The sequence below is a fragment of the Mesorhizobium newzealandense genome (assembly GCF_042682145.1).
Taxonomy (GTDB): domain Bacteria; phylum Pseudomonadota; class Alphaproteobacteria; order Rhizobiales; family Rhizobiaceae; genus Mesorhizobium; species Mesorhizobium newzealandense.
On the sequence record NZ_JBHUGZ010000019.1, the window covers coordinates 160,216 to 179,510 of the forward strand.

General features: G+C 61.4%; 16 protein-coding genes. 1 reads left to right on the forward strand and 15 read right to left on the reverse strand.

Features of this window, described 5'->3' with window-relative positions; all coding sequences use genetic code 11:
* Nucleotides 1-47 precede the first annotated feature (47 nt).
* Complete coding sequence (locus ACFSOZ_RS29175; protein WP_379103754.1) at nt 48-1,145, forward strand: acyltransferase family protein; 1,098 nt, start codon at nt 48-50, stop codon at nt 1,143-1,145.
* A gap of 86 nt (nt 1,146-1,231) precedes the next feature.
* Here the strand turns inward: ACFSOZ_RS29175 and ACFSOZ_RS29180 are convergent, their stop codons facing one another.
* The 15 genes from ACFSOZ_RS29180 to ACFSOZ_RS29250 all read right to left on the reverse strand — a co-directional run bounded on the left by ACFSOZ_RS29180 (nt 1,232) and on the right by ACFSOZ_RS29250 (nt 19,252).
* Nucleotides 1,232-2,779, reverse strand: a complete 1,548-nt coding sequence (locus ACFSOZ_RS29180; RefSeq protein ID WP_379103756.1) for a hypothetical protein — start codon at nt 2,777-2,779, stop codon at nt 1,232-1,234.
* 305 nt (nt 2,780-3,084) lie between these two features.
* Nucleotides 3,085-4,176: an acyltransferase family protein gene (locus ACFSOZ_RS29185; RefSeq protein WP_379103759.1), complete on the reverse strand. Its 1,092-nt coding sequence runs from the start codon at nt 4,174-4,176 to the stop codon at nt 3,085-3,087.
* Nucleotides 4,177-4,274: 98 nt separating this feature from the next.
* Nucleotides 4,275-6,311 carry an SGNH/GDSL hydrolase family protein gene (locus ACFSOZ_RS29190; protein ID WP_379103761.1) on the reverse strand — a complete coding sequence of 679 codons (2,037 nt, stop codon included), beginning with the start codon at nt 6,309-6,311 and terminating at the stop codon, nt 4,275-4,277.
* A gap of 515 nt (nt 6,312-6,826) precedes the next feature.
* Nucleotides 6,827-7,297, reverse strand: a complete 471-nt coding sequence (locus ACFSOZ_RS29195) for a hypothetical protein (RefSeq protein WP_379103763.1) — start codon at nt 7,295-7,297, stop codon at nt 6,827-6,829.
* A gap of 48 nt (nt 7,298-7,345) precedes the next feature.
* Nucleotides 7,346-7,567, reverse strand: a complete 222-nt coding sequence (locus ACFSOZ_RS29200; RefSeq protein WP_379103764.1) for a hypothetical protein — start codon at nt 7,565-7,567, stop codon at nt 7,346-7,348.
* A gap of 193 nt (nt 7,568-7,760) precedes the next feature.
* The gene (locus ACFSOZ_RS29205) at nt 7,761-8,369 is read right to left on the reverse strand and encodes a T6SS immunity protein Tdi1 domain-containing protein (protein ID WP_379103766.1); all 609 of its coding nucleotides are present in this window, start codon (nt 8,367-8,369) and stop codon (nt 7,761-7,763) included.
* Complete coding sequence (locus ACFSOZ_RS29210) at nt 8,332-10,944, reverse strand: hypothetical protein (protein ID WP_379103768.1); 2,613 nt, start codon at nt 10,942-10,944, stop codon at nt 8,332-8,334. The genes ACFSOZ_RS29205 and ACFSOZ_RS29210 overlap by 38 nt, the downstream gene beginning before the upstream one ends.
* A complete protein-coding gene (locus tag ACFSOZ_RS29215) occupies nt 10,944-11,447 on the reverse strand; it encodes a hypothetical protein (RefSeq protein ID WP_379103770.1) in 504 nt (167 codons plus the stop codon). The genes ACFSOZ_RS29210 and ACFSOZ_RS29215 overlap by 1 nt, the downstream gene beginning before the upstream one ends.
* Nucleotides 11,448-11,450: 3 nt before the next feature.
* Nucleotides 11,451-12,155 (reverse strand): hypothetical protein, encoded by a 705-nt coding sequence (locus ACFSOZ_RS29220; protein ID WP_379103772.1) that lies wholly within the window; start codon nt 12,153-12,155, stop codon nt 11,451-11,453.
* A 63-nt stretch (nt 12,156-12,218) separates the two neighbouring features.
* Nucleotides 12,219-14,690, reverse strand: coding sequence for a phage tail protein (locus tag ACFSOZ_RS29225; RefSeq protein WP_379103774.1), 2,472 nt, complete (start codon nt 14,688-14,690; stop codon nt 12,219-12,221).
* Nucleotides 14,690-15,310 (reverse strand): phage connector family protein, encoded by a 621-nt coding sequence (locus ACFSOZ_RS29230; protein WP_379103777.1) that lies wholly within the window; start codon nt 15,308-15,310, stop codon nt 14,690-14,692. Before ACFSOZ_RS29230 ends, ACFSOZ_RS29225 begins: the two co-directional genes overlap by 1 nt.
* 178 nt (nt 15,311-15,488) lie before the next feature.
* Nucleotides 15,489-15,926 carry a VOC family protein gene (locus ACFSOZ_RS29235; protein ID WP_379103779.1) on the reverse strand — a complete coding sequence of 146 codons (438 nt, stop codon included), beginning with the start codon at nt 15,924-15,926 and terminating at the stop codon, nt 15,489-15,491.
* Between the two features lie 229 nt (nt 15,927-16,155).
* Entirely contained in the window at nt 16,156-17,049 is an 894-nt protein-coding gene (locus tag ACFSOZ_RS29240) for a hypothetical protein (RefSeq protein WP_379103781.1), read from the reverse strand.
* Nucleotides 17,050-17,173: 124 nt separating this feature from the next.
* Nucleotides 17,174-18,163 carry a Coat protein gene (locus tag ACFSOZ_RS29245; protein ID WP_379103783.1) on the reverse strand — a complete coding sequence of 330 codons (990 nt, stop codon included), beginning with the start codon at nt 18,161-18,163 and terminating at the stop codon, nt 17,174-17,176.
* A 177-nt stretch (nt 18,164-18,340) separates the two neighbouring features.
* Entirely contained in the window at nt 18,341-19,252 is a 912-nt protein-coding gene (locus ACFSOZ_RS29250; RefSeq protein WP_379103785.1) for a hypothetical protein, read from the reverse strand.
* Between the last annotated feature and the right edge of the window lie 43 nt (nt 19,253-19,295).

Here is a 19,295-nt window from a genome sequence, read left to right on the forward strand (position 1 = left end):
GTTTCGGATTCTTGGCTATGTAGTCGGCCTGTGACGGGGGATTTGACTTGCAGAACAACAATGAGCGAATATTTGCGCTCGATGGGCTGCGCGGCATCGCCGCGCTGTCAGTGTTCGTTCAGCATTTCGCGGCCGATGCGCCGTGGCATCCCCACACATTTGCCTGGGCCGGTCTGGTCGGCGTGCAATTGTTCTTCGTGCTGTCCGGCTTTCTGATGGGCCGGAACTACTCGACCGCCCCGATTTCCGGCGCGGCCGTGCTCGACTTCTGGGTCAAGCGTGTCGCCCGCGTGGTGCCGCTGTTCTACATCTGCATCACTGCGGCCTATGCCTGGCTCTGGCTGACCGGTCAGATCCGCCCCTTCTACGCGGTCGAGTGGAAGATGTGGTGGCAGCATTACCTCTTCTGGAACGGTCAATCGGTGTTCTGGACTATCCCCCCGGAGATGCAGTTCTATCTGGTTTTCCCGCTGATCTGGCTGCTTTGCCAGCGCCTCGGCACTGCCGCCAATTTCCTGTTGATCCTGGCCGTCGCCATTTGCCAGATGGCCGCGATCGGCACGCCTCTTTTCATGGCGTACGCTTCGCTGTTCGTCGCCGGCGTCGTCGCCGGACGCATCACCCTTGCGCCCGAGAAATCATATGATGTTCCGTTCGTGGTGCTGATCGTTTTCTACGTCATCTCATGGCCGGGCATGATCGATGTTCTTGGCCTGCCAAAATCCCTGTACAGCGGCCTTTCGCAAGGACCGCTGTACCTGATTTATCTGCCCGCCCTGGTGCTGGTTGCAACGGCCTCACCGCTGGCGTGGCGCCTGTTGGGGCGAGGCGTGCTGCGGCGGTACGGCGACATGTCCTATTCCGTCTATCTGCTCCACGGGCCGATCTATTTCGGGCTCAAAATGTGGACGCCGATCGCGCTTCTGCCGGCAGCCATCTGGTTCTTGCTGACACTGGCGGTCGTTACCGTCGTCAGCCACTATTCATTCCGCTACGTCGAGACGCCGTTGCGCAGACGGATATCGCGCCTGGCGCCCAAGCCACCAGCGAATGCACCCCTCCAACCGGCTGCCAATGGTGGTGACGGTGTTCGATCCGGCCGGCCAGCACCGGAGGAAGCCTTGGTGACGCCGGCCCTCACGTAGCGGCGGAAGCTGGCGAGCGTGGTGCCACCGGGATCGGCCGGATCGTCCGACCACCCGCCTTCCCTCGTCTCGCCCACCACGGAGTTTTACGGGGTTGCGACACCAACCAAATTGCTGACGCCGGAATTGGATACGTTCGTCTTCACGTGGTTGTAGGAGTTGGACGCAACCGTCCAATGACGGGAGCCGGCCTGAAGACCGACACCGAAACCAAGGTTGTAGAATCCATTGCCGGCGATCGCTCCGACGTTGCTGGCACCGTTGGCATTCACCTGAATTCCATCGCCGCCCGTCGTCTTGGTGTTTTCGAAAATATTGCCGAAAATGGTGAACCAGTTTGCGGAAGCGTTGTTGATGTAAATACCATTCCAGGGAGACGCAGGAACCGTAAAAACATTGTTCATGATTTGGCAGCCGACCAAATCACCCTTGATCAGTATCTGGTTGTTGGTGGTGTTGAACTGGCTATCCGACACCGCAAGTTGTGCGGCGCCAATTGAGCCGACAGGGACATTGATGCCCGTTAGACCATTGGTGAAGTTCGCCTGCGAAATTGTAACGCCTTGCGCGCCCTTGCCGTAAAGAAAGCCGATTTTGTCGTTGATGAAATTCGCATGGGTTACGTTCAACACGATGGCAACGCAGGTCTTCGGATTGCTTGATTGATACGTCAAACCGGTAGTGTGGTTGCCCCTGTTGCCGAAGAAATCAACGTCGGTTGCACTGACGTCCGACAGACCGTTGATAAGCAGATCATTCGTCCAATAGGAGGACGGCAGATAGTTTCCCTGTCCGCGAAACGACAGGTCGTTGAAATGCGACGCATATTTTGAACCGCTGCAATCCGAGCTGTTGACCGCGAGCGCCGTATTCGTGTTGAAGCTGCCGGTTTCGAAATCCAGCCCGTCGACTTCAACCGTCATTTCATTGCCGGTGGTCAGGATCATGCCGGCGACGTTCGCATTCCACAAAAGATGCGTGACGCTTTTCCCCATGCCGAAAATTCGGATATGCGCCGTACCGGACGGGGTGGCGGAGGCGGTGTCGCTGAAGACGTAGGTGCCGACTCCAAACTTGATGCAGATATCCTTGGTGCGGAATGACGACACTGCGGCATTCCAGGCCGCTAGAGTGTCGGTCGAGCCGTTGCCGACGCCACCGAACGCTTCGATCGCAACGCAACCGGAAGCGAAATGCTGCCCGTTGGCGTTCATCACATCGTCGCCAGCGGTGTTGGTGAAGCCAGGAATCGTGCGTACCGTTGCGGCGCTCGCAAGATCGGCAGGATTGTTTGCCTTGAGTGCGGCGAGCGGATAATCGGCGGCAACCAAAGCCCGCATGGTGGCCGCGCCTGGGCTGCCGTCAGGAGCTGCAAAAACAGTGTTGGCGGCAGCCGAATTTGCGCCGGCACCGCCGACGGTCGCGATACCGCCGATAACTGGCGAGGCAGGTCCGACAACGGACTGCGCAAGGGCCACGGACGCATGGCAAATGAATGCCAGCGCGGTCAGGAAGCGTCGCAACACGATATACTCCTGTTCAAGGGAATGGCTGGAAGGCCGTTGCCGTTGCGCGCATCCGGATATCATGATCATGGCGCCAACACGGGCGAACACATCAACAATCGGTGACATCCAAACGTACGTCTCAGGCGACGGCCATGTGATGAAGAGCGGTGATCGCAACGATGCCGATTGGATTTTCAACGCGCTGCGAGGCGAATTAGGCGGTCGGATCAAGTTCAAACAGCGGAATGTGATATCAAGCCGCCATGAAACAGATACTTGCCGCCCTGCGAGCTTTAGCCCTCTGGTTTAGCGAAAAAGACGGAGCATGGCACGTTGGCAAAGATCTATGGAGCGGCTACTTCGCACGCCGCTGGTCAAACGGCGCATGGGAGTATCGGACGCCGACTGACGATGAACGCGACGATCAAGAACTAGGCCGGGTGTGGTAACGCTCTCGACGCTGGCGCTGCGCTCGGCTGTTTTGGCTCAACTCCCGCCAGCCTAGACACCCATTTCGACTTGTAGATCGGACGTTCGATCAGACGGTAGCTGGCCACACCCAAGGCAATCGCTACCGGAATTGATACGAGCCTCAAAGGCAGGCCGCCAGCGATCCCCAACTTCACCCACACAGCAGCCATCACGGCGAACAACATCTGGTGCCATAGATACAGGGAATAAGAGGCGTCCCCTAATCTGACCAACACCGGTGGAAACGTCCACCTCTGCCGGATTTCCAAGGCAACAAGCCCATACGCGATGAAGGCGCTGGGCAGGCCAATGCACAGGGTGCGCCACATGGATGGAGCAGCATAGCCACCATTCTGGCTCAAAACATACGCACCGAAGAGAAGCCAGCACACCCCGGAGACCACTGATGAAAGTGCATACCCAGAGATCTTCCGCTCAGCCATCAACGCAACCACGATCCCGAAAAAGAACTCCAAAACGACCGGGATAAAGAAGTAGATCGCCGGGACAACGTAGTACGAATGCCAGTTAACTCCGGCAGCCCATATAGCGAAAACAATCGCGAACCACGTACCCAGCACGATCAGGACGCAGCGCGGGGAAAGCAAGATCGCCAGCGCGCAAACGCTGTAGAAAAGCATCTCGTACTGCAGTGTCCACGCTGCCAGGATTCGATTGTTCGGCTGGGCGATGAGCAGGAACAGTTTCCACGCTGGCCTCTGCGCCAAATCCGCCGGAGCAAGCGAAACCGTGGTTGTCAAAAGCACGATCGAGGCCACGGCAAACGCCACCCAGTAGACCGGATAGATCCGGAACACCCGCTTCACCGCAAACTCACGGAACGCGCGCCATCGCCCGATGACCTTGGCTTTCTTGCCGATCCTGTCAGCGGACAAGAACACCACGAAACCAGAGATCACAAAGAACAGATCGACACCGCCAGGCCCCACCGCATTGATGGCTGGCTGCACCCACGGCGAGTAATAAAAATGGGCGCAAAGCACCATCAAAGCCGCGACGGCGCGGAGGCCTTGGATGTTTTGGTAGAGCATCGCGGCTGGATAGCAGCGAATGCATGAGGCAGCAATGCCCTAAGAAGCGTCGATCTCCACGGTGCACTGGTGAGTTGCCGCCGCGCCAGTCGCGGAGTTCACAACCCGCACCGACAGGCTGTCGCCCTTCGCCACTGCCACCGAATTAACCACATCGGAGGACAGGAGGACTGCCGCCGTGGTCGTGCTTGTGAGGATCGTGGCCACTCCGTTGATGAACAGCGTGTAGGTATACGTCTGCGAGGCACCGGCACCGCGCTTGCAAGTGTGCGAAGGTTCCGCGCGACACCGGCATACGGAACCGTAATCGCCGACACAAGCGCAGAAGCCCCCGCGTAAGAGCCGAGATAGGCGGTCGCCGCAGCCGCCACCGTGCCGCCAACCGAGGTTAGCGCCAGCAGGGTTTTGACGCCGCTTGTGCGCTTTGGTGTCGAAAGGCCATAAGCCGCCCTTGCGCACGCGTGTGCGATCTTGGTGCGGGCGCTGCGGGTTTCGTGGATATTATCCAGAACGTTGGTGTCAACGCGGTTCTGATCAGCGTTCCAGTTCAAATACCGCGCAATGGTCGGGCCAAGTATCTTGCCTGCATCCACAAGCGCCACCGGTTTCCCCGTGTCCCGATATGTGGCAACGACGCGGCGGATAACCTCTCGATAGATCGGCACGGATGAGCCGCTACCGGAGTTCTGACCAAGGCCGCCGTAGAGCGCCGACTCCGTTCTGGTGTAGAACGCTGGGGTGAGCAGCACCGTTACCTTTGCTCCGGAGCTAAGGGCCTGGTCGAGCATGAGCGCAAGGTTGGTGGCGAATGTGGCCGTGGACGTGCCTGCCTGCGTATCATTGGTGCCCAGCCCGATGAACACATCCGTGTAGCCAGTCATGGTTTCAGCAAGGATAAGGGTGAGCTGATCAGATAGCACCGCCCCGGCCAGCGCAATGTTTTTGCTGCTCTCCCATTGAGTGCCCATGGAACCCTGCATGACGCGCGCGATGTCACGCGGCCAGCCGATCATGATGTCGTCCATCTTGCTGTCGCCGACGAACAAGGCGCGGATCGGGCGCGGCGCCAGACGAGCTGGGTTCTTGGTCTTGGTGATGTTCTGGAAGTTGCTCACCTCCGCTGCCGCTGCTGGCCTGTATACACCCGGCCCGACGTACGTCACCGGCTTTGCAAGCTCGCCGTCCGCGATCACCACGCCGTTAAGGCCGATCTGATATTTGGTCGGCGTAAGCATATCGACCGTAATGCTCGCTTTTGTGAACGTATAGCCTGGGTCGGCATTTGCGGCCGGTCCGTCCCCAAAGTGGAAGACGGATACTTCCGTGAAGGTGCTGGCAGCCGTCAGCTTCTTGTGCGTCATGTTGCCAGCGACAGCCGCATAGATCGCGTGATAGCCACCGTCGTAGGCAATGACAACGTAGCCGGTGTCCGTGGCATTGCAGCCGCACACCCACGAATACTGACAGCCAGGCTCGGGAACGATGCCTGCGAAGATCAGCGTGGTAAGGTCGGCGGTGGCCCAATTGAAGTTGATGAGGTTGGTGGCCTTGGAAATGCCGGTCGAGGTGGCCGAGGTGGTGTTGCCGTTCGGCCAGGCGAATTTCAACATCGTGGCGGTGTTCATGTCCACCACGGTCGGTTCATCATAGGCAACGTCGCCGTCGGTGAGAAAGTCGAACTTATCGACCGGCTCGGCATGATGTTGGAAGGTGGTGAGAAGGGCCGTGCTGTTGAACAGCAGTTCGCCTGTCCCGACTACGGTCACAGCGGGATCCTCGCCAACTTTCTGGGCTTGCGTCCTGTCATTGTAGACGTTCGGACCTTTGAAGGTAGGATTGCTGGACGCATCGATCTTGAGGCCGGTGAAATCGCCAGTCGTGGCGAAGTAGAAAACGCCCAGCGCCTTCTTGAGCATGACGAGTGTTTCGACGCTGCCCAACGTCGCCTTGGCCAACGCCCATGCGTCGTCGTTGTTCGTCACCCCATCGTCAATGAAATCGAATTCCGTCGAGTAGCGCTCCGTCCCGGTATGCCCCAGCGATGCCAGGGAAAATGTGATGTCGTTGGTCCCAATGACTGGCTCGAAGGCATCGAAGGCGTAGACGAAGCTTTCCGAAGTGGCACCCTGTTGCACACGTACAGTGGTCCCTTCTGCATGGTGCGAGAGGTGCGCGCATCGGAGGCGCGGTACCATTGGCCCTCGCTGGCCGTGTAGATACCGTTTTGCGTCGCATCGGCCTGGTTCTTCACCAGCACGCGATCGCCGACTTCCGTCAGCACGCCGTCGATGGTCTTCAGACCTGACAGCGTGATGTTGGCCGTGGTCGCCAGGCGCACGGGTTCTCGCTCGCCGGTCAACAGGCGAACGGCGGCAGTTGCAGGTCGGGCCATAAGGCTTGCTCCATGAAAAAAGCCCCGCGAAAGCGAGGCTTGGAAAATTTGGGTATGGAAGGGGCGACGGCGTGGGGCGGCTCGCAAGCTTGCACCAGCCCGGCGCTTCTTCAGTAATCAGGCGCTCGTGTCGGTGGGAATTGCGGCGACAGTGCACCCTTGCCGTGTTCGTCCGGCTGTCATTGTGTGTAAGTTAACCGGGAAGGCGAGGCAGGCGATGAAACGAAAATAGTGCACTGTCACCGTAATTCCCGCACATCACTTTCGAAGCAGTGGCAGGATCTTTTCATCAAGGAATTTGAGACGGCTATCCAGCATTTCGGCGTTGGCAGGACTTGCCGGGACATCGACGGGAATTAACTTCGCCACCGACTTTCCCTGGCGCGCGGCCTCAACCCAGTCTTCAAGGGCACCGATGTAACCATCAAGAGCCGCGAAGGGGGTCCTGGCGTCATCGGCTGGGATATATGTCGGCGGCACGTCGCCGACGATGACCCAAGTCCATTCGGGCACGTCCGGCCTCCCAGGCTCTATCTCGAAGAGGAAGATGTAAATTATACCTTCGGCGCCATATCCGAGATACTCGCCTTTGATGGACAACACCCAATCGTAGAATTCGAGATATTGTCGTGCCTCGATCCTCGCAGAATCAAGGTCGTCTTCACCGGTGCTGATATTGGCCGGAGGCAGACGCGTGACGCTTGTCAGGTCCGGAATTATGTCGTTCATGTCTTCTCCGAAAGCTCAACTGCTGCCCGATCTAGGCCCTGCCTCTAGCTAAGATTGATTCGAACCCAGCTCTAACCGCCAGGTGTCAGTGGCAAATGCCGTTCCCTGCCAATCGTAACCAAAGGAGGTGATCCGGCCCGCGAATTTTGGAAAACCTAGGCAGACACGGGCATTCCAATCCGCCACCTCTGATGCATGGATGATCCGGTACAGACCATGCTTGAACGAAGCGCCGCCAAAACTTGTCAGCAATTCAGTCAATCCAGCCACTTTCGTATCCACCGGAAAATTGCCAGCCTTAGTCGTTAGCCCAGCGTCCATGGGAAAAGTTTGTCGGAATGTCTCAAACACTGCGATGTTACCTCGATAGTCGCCGTTTCGGCTTCAGCCCCTCTCGCGATGTTTGCGCAAATATCTTCGCCGCCCGCGCTTGGTCGACGTCATACTGCCGTCCCCGCAAGCGCTAGATTCGAACAGGTGTTCCCGGTGGCAGGCCTCTCACCTTGGCGATCAATTGGCCCATGATGTGCCAATAGACTTCCAGGTCCGACAGTTCCAGATTTTGGATTGCGTCCTCGCCGCCGAGAAACAGCGGTTTCTTACTACCTATGCATTGAGCATAGGCCGGCTCGGCGCCACCGGCCTCCCGCCACATTGCATACCCATCGGACGCCAATGCAGCATCCTCGTCTTCGATGAGTTCGATATCGTGGAAGGTTCGGACATTGCACGGTATCTGCAGAGCCTCGCCCGTGTCAGGTTCAAACATCACGACACCAGGCTCGCCTTGCTCCAACCTCCCGGTATCGACTGCAAAGGCCGACCCCTGCCAATCATAGGCAAAGCATGTGATCCGCCCGGTGAACTCGGGAAAACCCTGGCTGACCCTGGCGTTCCAGCGTGCCACGTCCTGTGCGCGGATGATCCGGTACAGGCCATGCTTGAACGAGGCGCCGCCGAAGCTCGTTAACAACTCGTTCAATCCAGACACTTTCGTATCCAGCGAAAAATTGCCGGTATCCGTCGGCACCATGCTATCTACCGGGAAGTTTTTTCGAAATGTCTCGAACACTGCGATCTCCAATCGTCACCCTGTTGATTTTAGTTCCATGAGGCAGATGCTTGATTCGGTGTTTTATCTGCGAACCAAGACTGGTGTTAACACTGGCGTCCAATGGGCCCATGTTCCCCAGTATGTCCTCCCCGCCTAGCTGCAAATCAATTCTGTGATCGACATGGCTGCCGGCGGGCACATGGTTGCCGGCGGCTACATATCTTTTGCGAGCTTTCTTGAATAAACGCACAGCACGGCTAACCACGGTGTCGGCTTCGGTCAATATCTTAACTTTGAGGTCGGCCGCAGCACGTTGTGCAGCGTCCCACTCAGGCATGTAGTATAGATGTAAATCGTCGCCAACAGAGGCTTCGCTGAAGCCGGCGCTGTTACCTCCGTTCTCCACTGCAAGAGGGTCTGGGAGCCCCTCGGCAACCGGATGAGCGGAAGCTTCCAGGCTCGCGGCAGACTGAGCATCGGCGGAGCGTTCAGTGAGCTTTGCCACCACTTGACTGCCGATCGCGCTGAGACCTTCGGCAAGGACATTGCCGCCAGCGCCCCAAAGCGCTCCGGCGCCCATTTCTCCTAAGATGTCCCGACCATTGAGGGCGGCGTCGACCCCGCCAAACACCGCCCCATCGGCAGCCGCCGTGGCGCTTCGTGTGAGAAGGCCGCGCAATCCTCCCAGACCTTCCGCTGCGAGTTTTCCGGTGAACGTAATGCCTGCGCTCTGCAGGCTGTGGCCGGTGGCGAAGGCGCCAAGCAGTTCCACGGGTATCGCCGCCGGACCGGCACGATCCGCAGCATCCTCGGTTTCAGCCTGCTCGGCGGCCAGCAGCTCGTCGTAGCTCTTGCTGGAGAAAAGCGAGTTCATGCTAGCGGAGAACCTGTCCGCCTGATTGAACGTCGCGCTGTTGGCAAACAGCCTGGCATCGTCATTCAACGCGGCAAACGGCTTTTGCCACCTTGGCCCGGCATTGAACCGCACACGTGCTGGATGATACGCCATCACTGTCAGATCGGCCTCAAGAGCTTTTTCCTGGGCTTCCTGCTCTGCCAGCGTCATCTTCGGATTGTTGGCTGCATTCTCGCGCAGATGAGCCAAACTGGACCGAAACACCTGCCCGGCTAGTGCGAAGCGCGCCTTCGGATCACGCACCGCGTTGAGGATTTCACTCAGCTCGATGATCCGTTGACGCGTCGGCACACTCTCATCGACGTATTTCCGACCAAGGTCGTCCGCGAGGGATTGCGGAACCGCCAGAATCCTGTCGAAACCCATCTGCTGCTGGGCGGCAGTGCCCCAGGTGACAGCAGCCTGGAAATCCTCAGGTGTCGAAACCTTGGTCCAATCCGGAGCCTGCCCCGGGAACATCTGGCTGACGTAGCCGACTGGATCGGCGCGCCTGGCGCCCAGCACCAATTGTGCGGCGCCGGCCTTGGTCTCGTATTGCTCGCGCCGTTCCGGCGAGCCATCGGGGCCAGGTTCAAAATCCCGAAGCTCGGCATGTATTGCCTGGTTCGGCGCACGGCGCATTTTGAAGAATGCATCGGCGACGCCAGCCGTAATGTTGAAGGTCTGGAAACGCCAGGCGCCCTCGTCGGCGCCGTAGATGTTGACGAAATCCTGTTCGCTCGGCCTCTTCTCGGGATACTGGCCCGTGCTGGCGATAACCGCCGGGGCATTCTGCTCCGCGAGTTGCACCTTGGCGCGGGCATCGACCAGTTGTGCGGCGGTCGCCGTATTGGCTTGATCGCGTAGCGCGGCAACATCGCCGGGCGCCAAATAGGTGATGGCGTCGAGGGGTGCGGCGGCTGTCCTGCCATCCGGCGGTGTCGCGCTGGTTGCGCCAACAGCCTCGGCGCTGTCATCCTTGGTCCGGCTTCCAGCCTGCGCCGCGCCCAGCATCTCGGCCGCCTGCTTCGGATCCTGGGCGATCATCGCCTGGACCAGGGCTTTGGCCGTGTTGCTGCGCCAGGCCACTTCCGCCGCTTGCCGGGCGAGCGGGTTGCCGAGCTTGGCGATCAGGTCGAAGCCGTTCTGCCGGATCGCTTCGAAAGTCCCGGTGTCGTTCGGGTCGCTCAGGGCGATGGAACTGGTCGCCATATTATCGACCTTGGTCCACTCGGCCTGCTCATAGTTATCGCGGCGCGCCTGCTGCCTCGCGGCCATCCGCAAGGAACCGGCCGCACGCATCGCCTCCTTCTGGCTGGCGAAAGCGGCGCGCAGGCTCTCGGGCATGTTCGGCAGGGCATCGTCGAACAGCGTGTCGAACAGGCCTGATTTGACCACCCGGCCGGTGCGCGGATCGACCTGGCCATACATGGCGTCGTGCAGGCCGGCACCGTCGGCCGGCGCATTCGCCACCACCTCGTCTTCCGCCTGCGCGATCCGGCCGTTGAACCGGCGGCGCGCGATGTCGGCGTCGAACGCTTCCTGCCGCTCTTTCATCTGCCGGTAGCGCTCGGCGACGGCCGAAAGCTCGTCGCCAAAACCCTGCATCGCCCGGCCGACCGGCGATCCCTCGGGATAGGAGACGACAGTGCCGGTATCGAGCCGGCGCTGGGCAAGCTGGAGAGGAATGGTCGCCATCAGTAGAGACCTCCAGTGGAAAGGCCACGCGGCGCCGGCGGGAAAGCGCCTTTGCCGAAGGTCACCGCCTTGCTCGGGTCGTAGAGGCCGGCGAGGCCCGACCCGAGGCTGCTGCCGGCCTTGAAGAGGCTCGCCGTCGCCGCCTGCCGGCCGGAAAAGCGCGAGATGGCGGCCTGCGTGCCAAGATTGTTCTGGCGCAGCTGCGAGCTGTACTGGATCGCCTTGAGGTCGAGCTGGCCCTGCCGGGCGTTTGCCGCCAGCACCTCGGCCGGCGAGCCTGCCATGCCGACACCCGACGCGCCGGCCTGGGCGCGCGCCTGCGCCTGCAGTAGGTCCTGCTTGTGGCGCTCCTGGCCCTGCTCGAAGGCGGCACTTTGCGCGTCGGCCCGCGCCTGCTGCTCATAGGCCCTGGCCTGGGCGTCGGCCATCTGCTTCGACTGCTGGCCCTCGGCCAGCGCGCCGCCGACCGAAAGAGCCGTACCGAGAAGAGCGAGTGTGCACATGGTTCAGCCTCGTTCGCCCAAGGGGTTGCTTGCCGGGGTGCTGGCGGGAAGGAATTTGCTTTTGACGCCCTCGGGGCGCCTGACTTCGGAGCGCTTGACCGACGCGCCGAGCGCCGTGCGCGGGTCGAGCGCGCCGCCGGGGCTGAGGAAGGACAGCAAAAGCCTGTCGGCATGCAGCGCCGGGCGGCTGAGCCGGGCGGGTGCGGCGGCCCTCGCGCCGGCCATGGCGGTGCGCCGCGTGGTGGTCAGGTTGACCTTCAGGTCGGCGACGCCGGCGGCGTCGAACAGGCCGTTGGCGGTGGCGATGGCGCGGGCCAGCGCATCGGCCTCGAACAGTTGCTGGCGCAGCAGCTCGACCAGCCGGTGCACTGTGCTCCAGCGCTCGCCGAGCACTGCCGCCCTCGCCTTGATCTCGTCGCCAAGGGCGGCGATGTCGGCCCGGGCTTCGCTGGCGGCGGCCTCGGCGCGGCGCTTGCCGGCGGCGTCGATGGTCCTTTCCAGCAGCGCGACCCGGTCGTTGCAGTCGTCGAGTGCTGCGCGCGCGGCGGCCAGGTCGCCGTCGCCGAAGACCGCACGGTCCTCCGCTTCAGCAAGCTCGGCTCTGCGGGCAATCGCGTCGTTGAGGTCGGTGTCGAGCAAGGCGATGACGGCCGCGTATTCGGCAGCCGTCCGCGCCCTGCCGAGTTGCTCGGCATGGGGGGATGTCATGGGTGGGGTCCTTTTTGGGAGAAGGCGAATGATTTGCGCGGGGAAGCGCGGCGCCGGAGGTGCCTAAGACTCCGCGTCGAACACCGGCGTGAAGGCGCGGATGGTGCAGGGCGTCGGGTTGACGTGGCGGATCCTCACCCTTCCCTGCCCTTCCCAGCTGTCGTCGATCGGCACTTCGACGTTGCCGGTGAACAGCGTCGCCCGCCCATCGGGCGCGACGATCGAGGGCATGCGCACCGGCTCCCAGCGGCCGCGCATGAAGGACTGCACGTCGAGCCCCGTCGTGTCGGTCTCGAGCAGCGACAGCATCACTTTCGCCACCTTCTTGCGCCGCCCTATGATGGAGCCGTCGCGGCCGCCGACATCGAGCTCCAGCGTGTCGGCGCCAGCCGCATAGGGCAGGCCGAGCTGCCATTTGGCGGATGCGGTCGACCCCGCCGGCAACGTCACGCTGCCACTGCCGCTCACCGTCAGGCCGCGATAGACCTTGCCGTCGGCCAGCACATCGACGGATTGGCCGGCGAGGTGTGCCGCGCCCCCCACCGTGGTCACGGCCGCACCCGTGTAGGTCAGGCCGCAGTCGACTTCGAAGGCGTCCGCGATCGCGCCATACTCGAACGGCACGGTCTTGATCTCGATGGTGCGCCTGGTCACGCCGCCTATGGTGCGCTTGACGACCAGCCAGAGATCGTCATTGCCGTTCTGGCCGGGGGTCGCCGTGGCGCTCTCGACGACCGCCCACTTGGAACCGCCGAAGCCGCCGCCAAGGCGGTGCCGGTGCATGCCCCTGACCTCCTGCGATGGCTGATGGGTGTAGCCGCCAAGTTCGCCATTTTCGAGCGGGAACCACAGCAACGGGTCGGGGTCGGTCTGGAAGGCGAGTTCGACCACGCCAAGCTTCGGGATATGCTCGGAAATCTGGCCGACATCATCGGAGGTGAAGCGGCTCTGCGCGGTCTGCGTCAGCTCGGCGATCGATTTGCGCGAGCGCGTGACATAGAGGAACGACTGGCCGGCATCGACCGGGCGGATGCGGGCGCAGCCGAAGGTGCGCGAACGCCGGTTCTTGAACGAGGTCGGCGTCAGCGCCTCGTCGATGCCCGAGCCCGACAGCGCGCGCACGCCGCCCGACGTGCCGATCAGCAGCGCACCGTCGGACTCGGCGATCCAGACGATATCGTTGGCCTGGCCGCCGCCGGCCTGGATGAATTCCAGCGCATCGTCATCCTTCTCGCCCAGCGCGAAATTGTCGAAGTCGCCGGTGGCCGAGGCATAGACGGAGAATTTCCGGCTGAAGGCCAGGCGCTCTTCGTACAGCGAGCCGCCCTCCATGTATTTGCCGGGAACCAGCGTGCCCAGCCGCCAGCGGGATACCGGGTTGAGGTCCGGCAAGGCATGGCCGTACAGGCGGACCGTGACAATGGTCGTGCTGGTGCGCGACACGATCTTGGCCCAGCGCCAGCGGCCGTCGGAGGCGAACAGCCTGACGGCGCGGCCGACATCGCTGGTCTGGAAGCCGGTGCCACCATTGATGCCGACGGTCGAGGACGCCGTCAGGTTGAACGGCATCATCAGGTCGCCGTCCTCGTTCGGCGCCCATTCGGCCAAACTCATGTTGGTGGAATCCGGACCGCCGCCGCCTTCCGCGTCCCAGCGCAGGTATTCGAAGGCTGTCTTGTTGAAGAACTCGTAGTACCGGCGCTCTGAAGCAGCCCAGCCGGTCTGGCCCTGCCGCGAGTCGATCGTCACCCATGTGGAACCGTCATTCGATCCCTGCACCTCCCACTGGGTCGGCATGTCCTGCGACTCGGCGGCGGCGCCGTTGGCCTGCACCCAATAGGCGTTGCACACCTTCCGCGCGCTGGACGCCAGGCGGTATTGAACCCATGCGCCGGTGCCCGATGAAATGACCGATCCGGTCTTGCTGCTCTTGTCGAACAGTTCCCAGGCATCGGCAGTCGCGTTTTGGCTGGAGACCGTACCGCTTGGCGCGGTCAGGCTGGTCATCCTGGGAACGAAGGAACCGTAGGCCGCCGGCGTCAGCGTGGTCGCGGTGTTGTTGATGTCGTCATAGGGGCCGTCGTCGATCGCATAATCACTCAGCGTCCATGCCGTGTGCGCCGTACGCGTCAGCACCTTGGGCGGATAGTCCCTGTGGGTGATCCACATCTGGTCGGCCGACTGCACATAGGCGAGATCGAACAGGTCCGCCTCGAGATAGGGCGAGACGACTTCCACGCTGCCGACGCGGGCGCCATAGGCGTAGACGCGGATGTAGAGGTCGCCGAATTCGAGCGCGTAGGCCTGATCGGCCGAAAAGATGAACGGGATCAGCCGTGTCCTCTTCGCCGAAATCTTCACCTCACCGGCAAAATAGGTGCCGCCGCGCTTGCGGATGCCGCCATGCGGCAGCGTGACGAAGTTCTCGCATCTGGCGAGTGCCGCCCGATAGAAATCGAGCGAGGCGCGTGCGTGCAGGCGCGGCGAGATCTCGCCGCGGGTGAAGACGTCCTGGACCGGATAGAGCGTCGTCATCAGCGCAAAACCCTGTTGTCGCCGGGCGCAACCCTGTTGTCGCCGCGCTGGCTCGACCAAGACGCGGTGTAGGAGCGGCCGCCGCGCTGGATGGCGTTGGCGTTGAGCGCGGCGTCCAGCGCCCGGTCATAGGCCGAGCGGGCAATGTCGATCATGCCCGACTTGTGGGTCAGCGGATGCGCCACCTTGATGGCAAGCGCGGCCACCAGCACTTCGGTGAACAGCGCGTCCCAGTCGTTCGGATCGGTGAGGTTGGCGAGGTAGCGGATCGCCAGCGGCCCGGGCTGGTCGCTGTAGATCAGCCCGGCCTCCTGCCGCCACGAGACCGGCACGCCGTCCGGTTCGCCATTGCGGGTCGGCGGCAGCGGCCGCAGGCAGTCCGCCGGCAATTCATAGGCAAAGTTCGGGCTGCACTCGCCGCTGCCTGTATCCGAGCCCGCCACCGTGGCGCGCAGGATCGCGAACACCCAGGCGTATTTGGTCAGCTCCGCCTCGCGCGTCAGGTCGAAATGCAGGTTGAGGAGCCGTGCCGCCTTGACGTCCTGGTCGAGACTGTCGATCGGCGCCTCGTCGAGCACGGCGAGCGCCATGTTGGCGATATCGAGCGGGGTGATGGCCATGGCTCAGCGCCTCGTCCATGCGGGTCGGGTCATGATTTTTCTCCGGATATGAAAAAAGCCGCTGCGAAGCGGCTTGCGATTGGATGGCGAAAGTGAGGGATCGCGCTCTACGGCGCCCCTCTGGCCTGCCGGCCATCTCCCCCACGGGGTGGGGAGATTGGCTGTCTTCGTATTGCGCTCAGCTGAGTTCTTGGGCGAGTCCGATGAGAAGCCCTTCAGGCCCACGGATGTAGCAGAGCCGATACGCGTCCTTATACCGGACGACGTCGCCCACGAGCTGCGCGCCGCGCGTGCGGAGCCTTTCAAGCGTCTCGTCGATGTCGTCCACGGCGAACATGACCCGGAGGTAGCCCAGGGCGTTGACCGGGGCGTTCCGGTGATCTGCGACGACAGCCGGCGCGAGGAAGCGGGAGAGCTCGAGCCGGCTGTGGCCGTCCGGTGTGCGCATCATGGCAATCTCGACATGCTGATCGCCCAGTCCAGTGACACGTCCGGCCCATTCTCCTTCGATCGTGGCCCGCCCTTCGAGCTCGAGGCCGAGCTCGCGAAAGAAATCAATCGTCCCTGCGAGGTCTTCGACAACGATTCCGACGTTGTCCATCCGCTTGAGCGCCATGTTTCCGATCTCCAGGGTGTCGTAATTACGGTGACAATGCACTCTTACCCATGTCCGTCCGGCTGTCATTGTGTGTAGGTTAACCGGGAAGGCGAGGCAAAATGGTGCACTGTCACCGTAGTTCAGATCAACGCGACGCCGTGCCAACCTTCGGAGGCTTGCGCGGCAATAACAAAGGGCACCGAGGGTCGAGAGAAAGGCAACAGCCAGTCATCTTCCGGCCCTACTTCTAACTCGCATAGTTGCCAGTCTCTTGATAGCGAGCCTTTTCCGCGATGATTTGAAAGGTACTCTCGTCATCGTCACGACTGGCCACATTGTAGCGGTGGCAGAAATAGGAAGCCCTTTCTTGCTCGAATCCGTCATCGTACCAGACAGCACCCCAGACAAAGACATACTGCTGATCGGATACGGACATTAGGACCGAAAGTTCATTGTAAGATACCGGTTGCTTAGCACCTCGTCTAACAACAGCGGTGGGGTGGACAACCCCAATGCTGCCACCGCGCTCTTTATCTGGAACAGGGAAATTGCTCTGATGCCTCTCGTCCGAAATTTCCATTTGCACAGATAACTTCACATTATTCGCGATCAGGCGCCCCACATTTTTCACCACAACGCTCCCTACAAAACGAGCTTCTTTGCCTTTCATGGGGGTGACGCCAGCAGGAGCAACGCTCAAATATGCTCGCAACTCGCGCTGGGTCGTATCGCGCTGAAAGCCCATTATGTCGGTCTGCCTCCCAACGAATTCTGCGCTTGCCCTAGCCGTCTCCGCCTGTTGCTCAATTGCTATTCTTGTCGCTTCTGCTACGCCACGATTTGCTGTCATCTCACTCCTGGTCAGCTCCAGTTCTTCCCTTTGGGCCGCTAACTCCTCAGACTGAACAAGAACAGTTATCACCAGCCATAAGAATGCTAGCGGCGCGAATGCTCCTGCAAGAAAATCACCTATCGTGTTCGCCTGCATACAACTGATATGGCGTGTATAAACGTCCCACCAAGATCCAACTTTGTCGGGGCATCCTGCGGAAATAATCAATAAGCCAAGCACTATGAAGGCCCAAACGCCGGAGAGCCAATATCCGGCATATATCGGTCGTGACATCTTGGATCTCTTCATATTTTAGATTCCGGTTCAAACAAGAAGCTTCCAGCCTCTCAATTGTCCGTAGATAAAGCAACTGAGTTATTACAGTTAATTGCTGGACGGGGCGTTCATCGCCCCGCCCCTTGCCTCGGCCTGATCAGGCCTCGGTCGTCTTCAGCGCGATGAACGTCATGGCCTTGACGCTCGAGGCGGTGCGGTCCCAGTTCGCCGCCAGCGCGAGTTCCGCATCGGTGGCGAATTCGCCGGCCGAGGAGGCGTCGAGGAAGCGCGTGCCGGGAACGTGCGGCACGAAATGCCGGCGGCCGACCATTTCGGTGACGCCGCCGCCATGGCCCTGGCGCGGCTTGCGGTCGAACTCCAGCGGCCCGCCCTCGGTGTTGACCGGCAGCTCGTTCCACAGGATCGCCTTGTCCTTGAACATGAAGGCCGTGTAGACGCCCGCCACCACCGGAATGTCGTCGTCGACGACAGCCCGCAGCCCCATGTAATAGGGGATCAGCGGCCCGCCCTGCTGCGAGGACGGCACATAGTCGATGAGGTCGGCGAGCTTCAGCGCCTTCATCTGCTTGGAGTGCATCCAGATCGTCTTGAACTTGTCGGCGCGGTCGCCCATCAGATAGGCGGCCTCGATGATGTCGGTATCGACGATGGAAGCGCCGGTGGTGCGCACCAGATCAGCGCCGTCATTGGCGATGTTGTCGGCGACGACGCCTTTGAGGATGCCGAGCAGGGTCAGCTTGTTGGCGCGCTGCCAGTACTCGGTCTGCCGCTTGACGATCAGCTTCTGCGGATCATCGCCCGCCAGGATCGAGGTCAGGTCCGGAACGCCCCACGCCTGGGCGCGGACATTGCGGGCGGCGACCTCGCGGCGCGAGCCGATCTTCTTCATCTCGATGGAATCGGCCGGATCGTCATTGACCGGCTCGGACGGGTCGTTGCCGAGATCCTTCCAGCCGGGCATGTCGACCGAGCGGCCGCCCATCGACAGTTTCGAGGCGATGGCCGGGTCGGAAAACAGGATTCCGGCCTGGTAGATCTCGAGCGACTGGACATGCTCCTCGAACGCATATTGGGCATAGACGGACGGAACGATCGCGTCCGCGATACGGGTGTAGGCATCTGCCATTTTTCTCTTCCTTCAGGTTTGGGTTTGGCGGAGAAGGTGTGTTGAGATTCAGGTCAGGCCGAGCCGAAAACGATGGCTTTCGAGAACCGGAGCGGAGCGGACATTCAGGTCCGTGAGCACCGGAAGCGCAGAAAGCCGTCGTTTGCAGGCCGGCATCACCTGAATATCGACACAGCTTTAGAGGGGGTTGTTTGGCATCCACTGATCCGGGTTCTCACCGGCCTCTCGGGCCAGCCGGCGGGCACGGGCGGGGTCGCTTTTGACGAGGGCTGAAATCGCCGAGATGTTGCGTTCGCCGGCGGCGTTGCGCTTGAACGGATTGGCTCCGCTCAAGACGGCACCGCCGTCGATCGTGTCTTCCGTGAACATCGCCTCGCCAATGGCGTGGAACGCCTTGGCGATCTGCGGATCGGTCAGCGCCCCGTCCGGCAGAAGAATGCCCTTCGCCTTGTAGGCGTCGACCAGGCCGAGCTTCTTCATCGCCCTGTTGGCGACCTCGATCTTCCGGCGAAAGCCGTCGCTGTCGGTCGGCCCCCAGTCCCGGACAAGGTCGTCATGGGTAGCCTCGACCGAACGGGCCAGCGCGATCTCCTGGCGCACGGCCTGCTCGGCCATGTAGCCGACGAACTTGTCGTGATAGGCCTGCGCGGTCTTCGGCGAAGCACCCGCTTCGACCGCCCAGGCCTTGGACGCCTGAGCGAGTTCGTCCGAATAGGCGAAGTTTTCCGGCAACCCTTCCGGGCGCCGGTACTCGACCTTTTCGGACGAGGTGACCGGACGCATGGCCTCGGGCAGCCGGGCATGAAACCGCTCCCAGTCTTCCCGTGATGCGTCCGCGGCGGGAACGCGCAGGCTCTCGCCCTGCTGCCGCTCCAGCTCCGCATAGGATGTGAAAACCCGATCGAGGTTTTCAGGCTTGGTCCAGCCCTTGGTTTCAGCGAGCTTGCGGTTGCCTTCGGAAAGACCGTCAAACCAACTTTTGGCGGCAGGCGCGGCGGACCCGTTCTCCGCACCTGCCGGTGGCCGTACTGGGTTGCCCGCCGGCTGCGCACGCGCCGCCACGGACCCGGCGTCTGCCAGATCTGTCATGTGAGATTTCCTTCTGAGAGTTTCAGGGAAGTAGCCCGACTTT

What these genes read in the sequence shown, in the direction of transcription:
- ACFSOZ_RS29180 (WP_379103756.1), bottom strand. Translation starts at nt 2,779, where the DNA reads ATGTCACCGATTGTTGATGTGTTCGCCCGTGTTGGCGCCATGATCATG.
- ACFSOZ_RS29185 (WP_379103759.1), bottom strand. Translation starts at nt 4,176, where the DNA reads ATGCTCTACCAAAACATCCAAGGCCTCCGCGCCGTCGCGGCTTTGATG.
- ACFSOZ_RS29240 (WP_379103781.1), bottom strand. Translation starts at nt 17,049, where the DNA reads ATGAAGAGATCCAAGATGTCACGACCGATATATGCCGGATATTGGCTC.
- ACFSOZ_RS29230 (WP_379103777.1), bottom strand. Translation starts at nt 15,310, where the DNA reads ATGGCCATCACCCCGCTCGATATCGCCAACATGGCGCTCGCCGTGCTC.
- ACFSOZ_RS29220 (WP_379103772.1), bottom strand. Translation starts at nt 12,155, where the DNA reads ATGACATCCCCCCATGCCGAGCAACTCGGCAGGGCGCGGACGGCTGCC.
- ACFSOZ_RS29245 (WP_379103783.1), bottom strand. Translation starts at nt 18,163, where the DNA reads ATGGCAGATGCCTACACCCGTATCGCGGACGCGATCGTTCCGTCCGTC.
- ACFSOZ_RS29235 (WP_379103779.1), bottom strand. Translation starts at nt 15,926, where the DNA reads ATGGCGCTCAAGCGGATGGACAACGTCGGAATCGTTGTCGAAGACCTC.
- ACFSOZ_RS29215 (WP_379103770.1), bottom strand. Translation starts at nt 11,447, where the DNA reads ATGTGCACACTCGCTCTTCTCGGTACGGCTCTTTCGGTCGGCGGCGCG.
- ACFSOZ_RS29250 (WP_379103785.1), bottom strand. Translation starts at nt 19,252, where the DNA reads ATGACAGATCTGGCAGACGCCGGGTCCGTGGCGGCGCGTGCGCAGCCG.
- ACFSOZ_RS29225 (WP_379103774.1), bottom strand. Translation starts at nt 14,690, where the DNA reads ATGACGACGCTCTATCCGGTCCAGGACGTCTTCACCCGCGGCGAGATC.
- ACFSOZ_RS29210 (WP_379103768.1), bottom strand. Translation starts at nt 10,944, where the DNA reads ATGGCGACCATTCCTCTCCAGCTTGCCCAGCGCCGGCTCGATACCGGC.
- ACFSOZ_RS29195 (WP_379103763.1), bottom strand. Translation starts at nt 7,297, where the DNA reads ATGAACGACATAATTCCGGACCTGACAAGCGTCACGCGTCTGCCTCCG.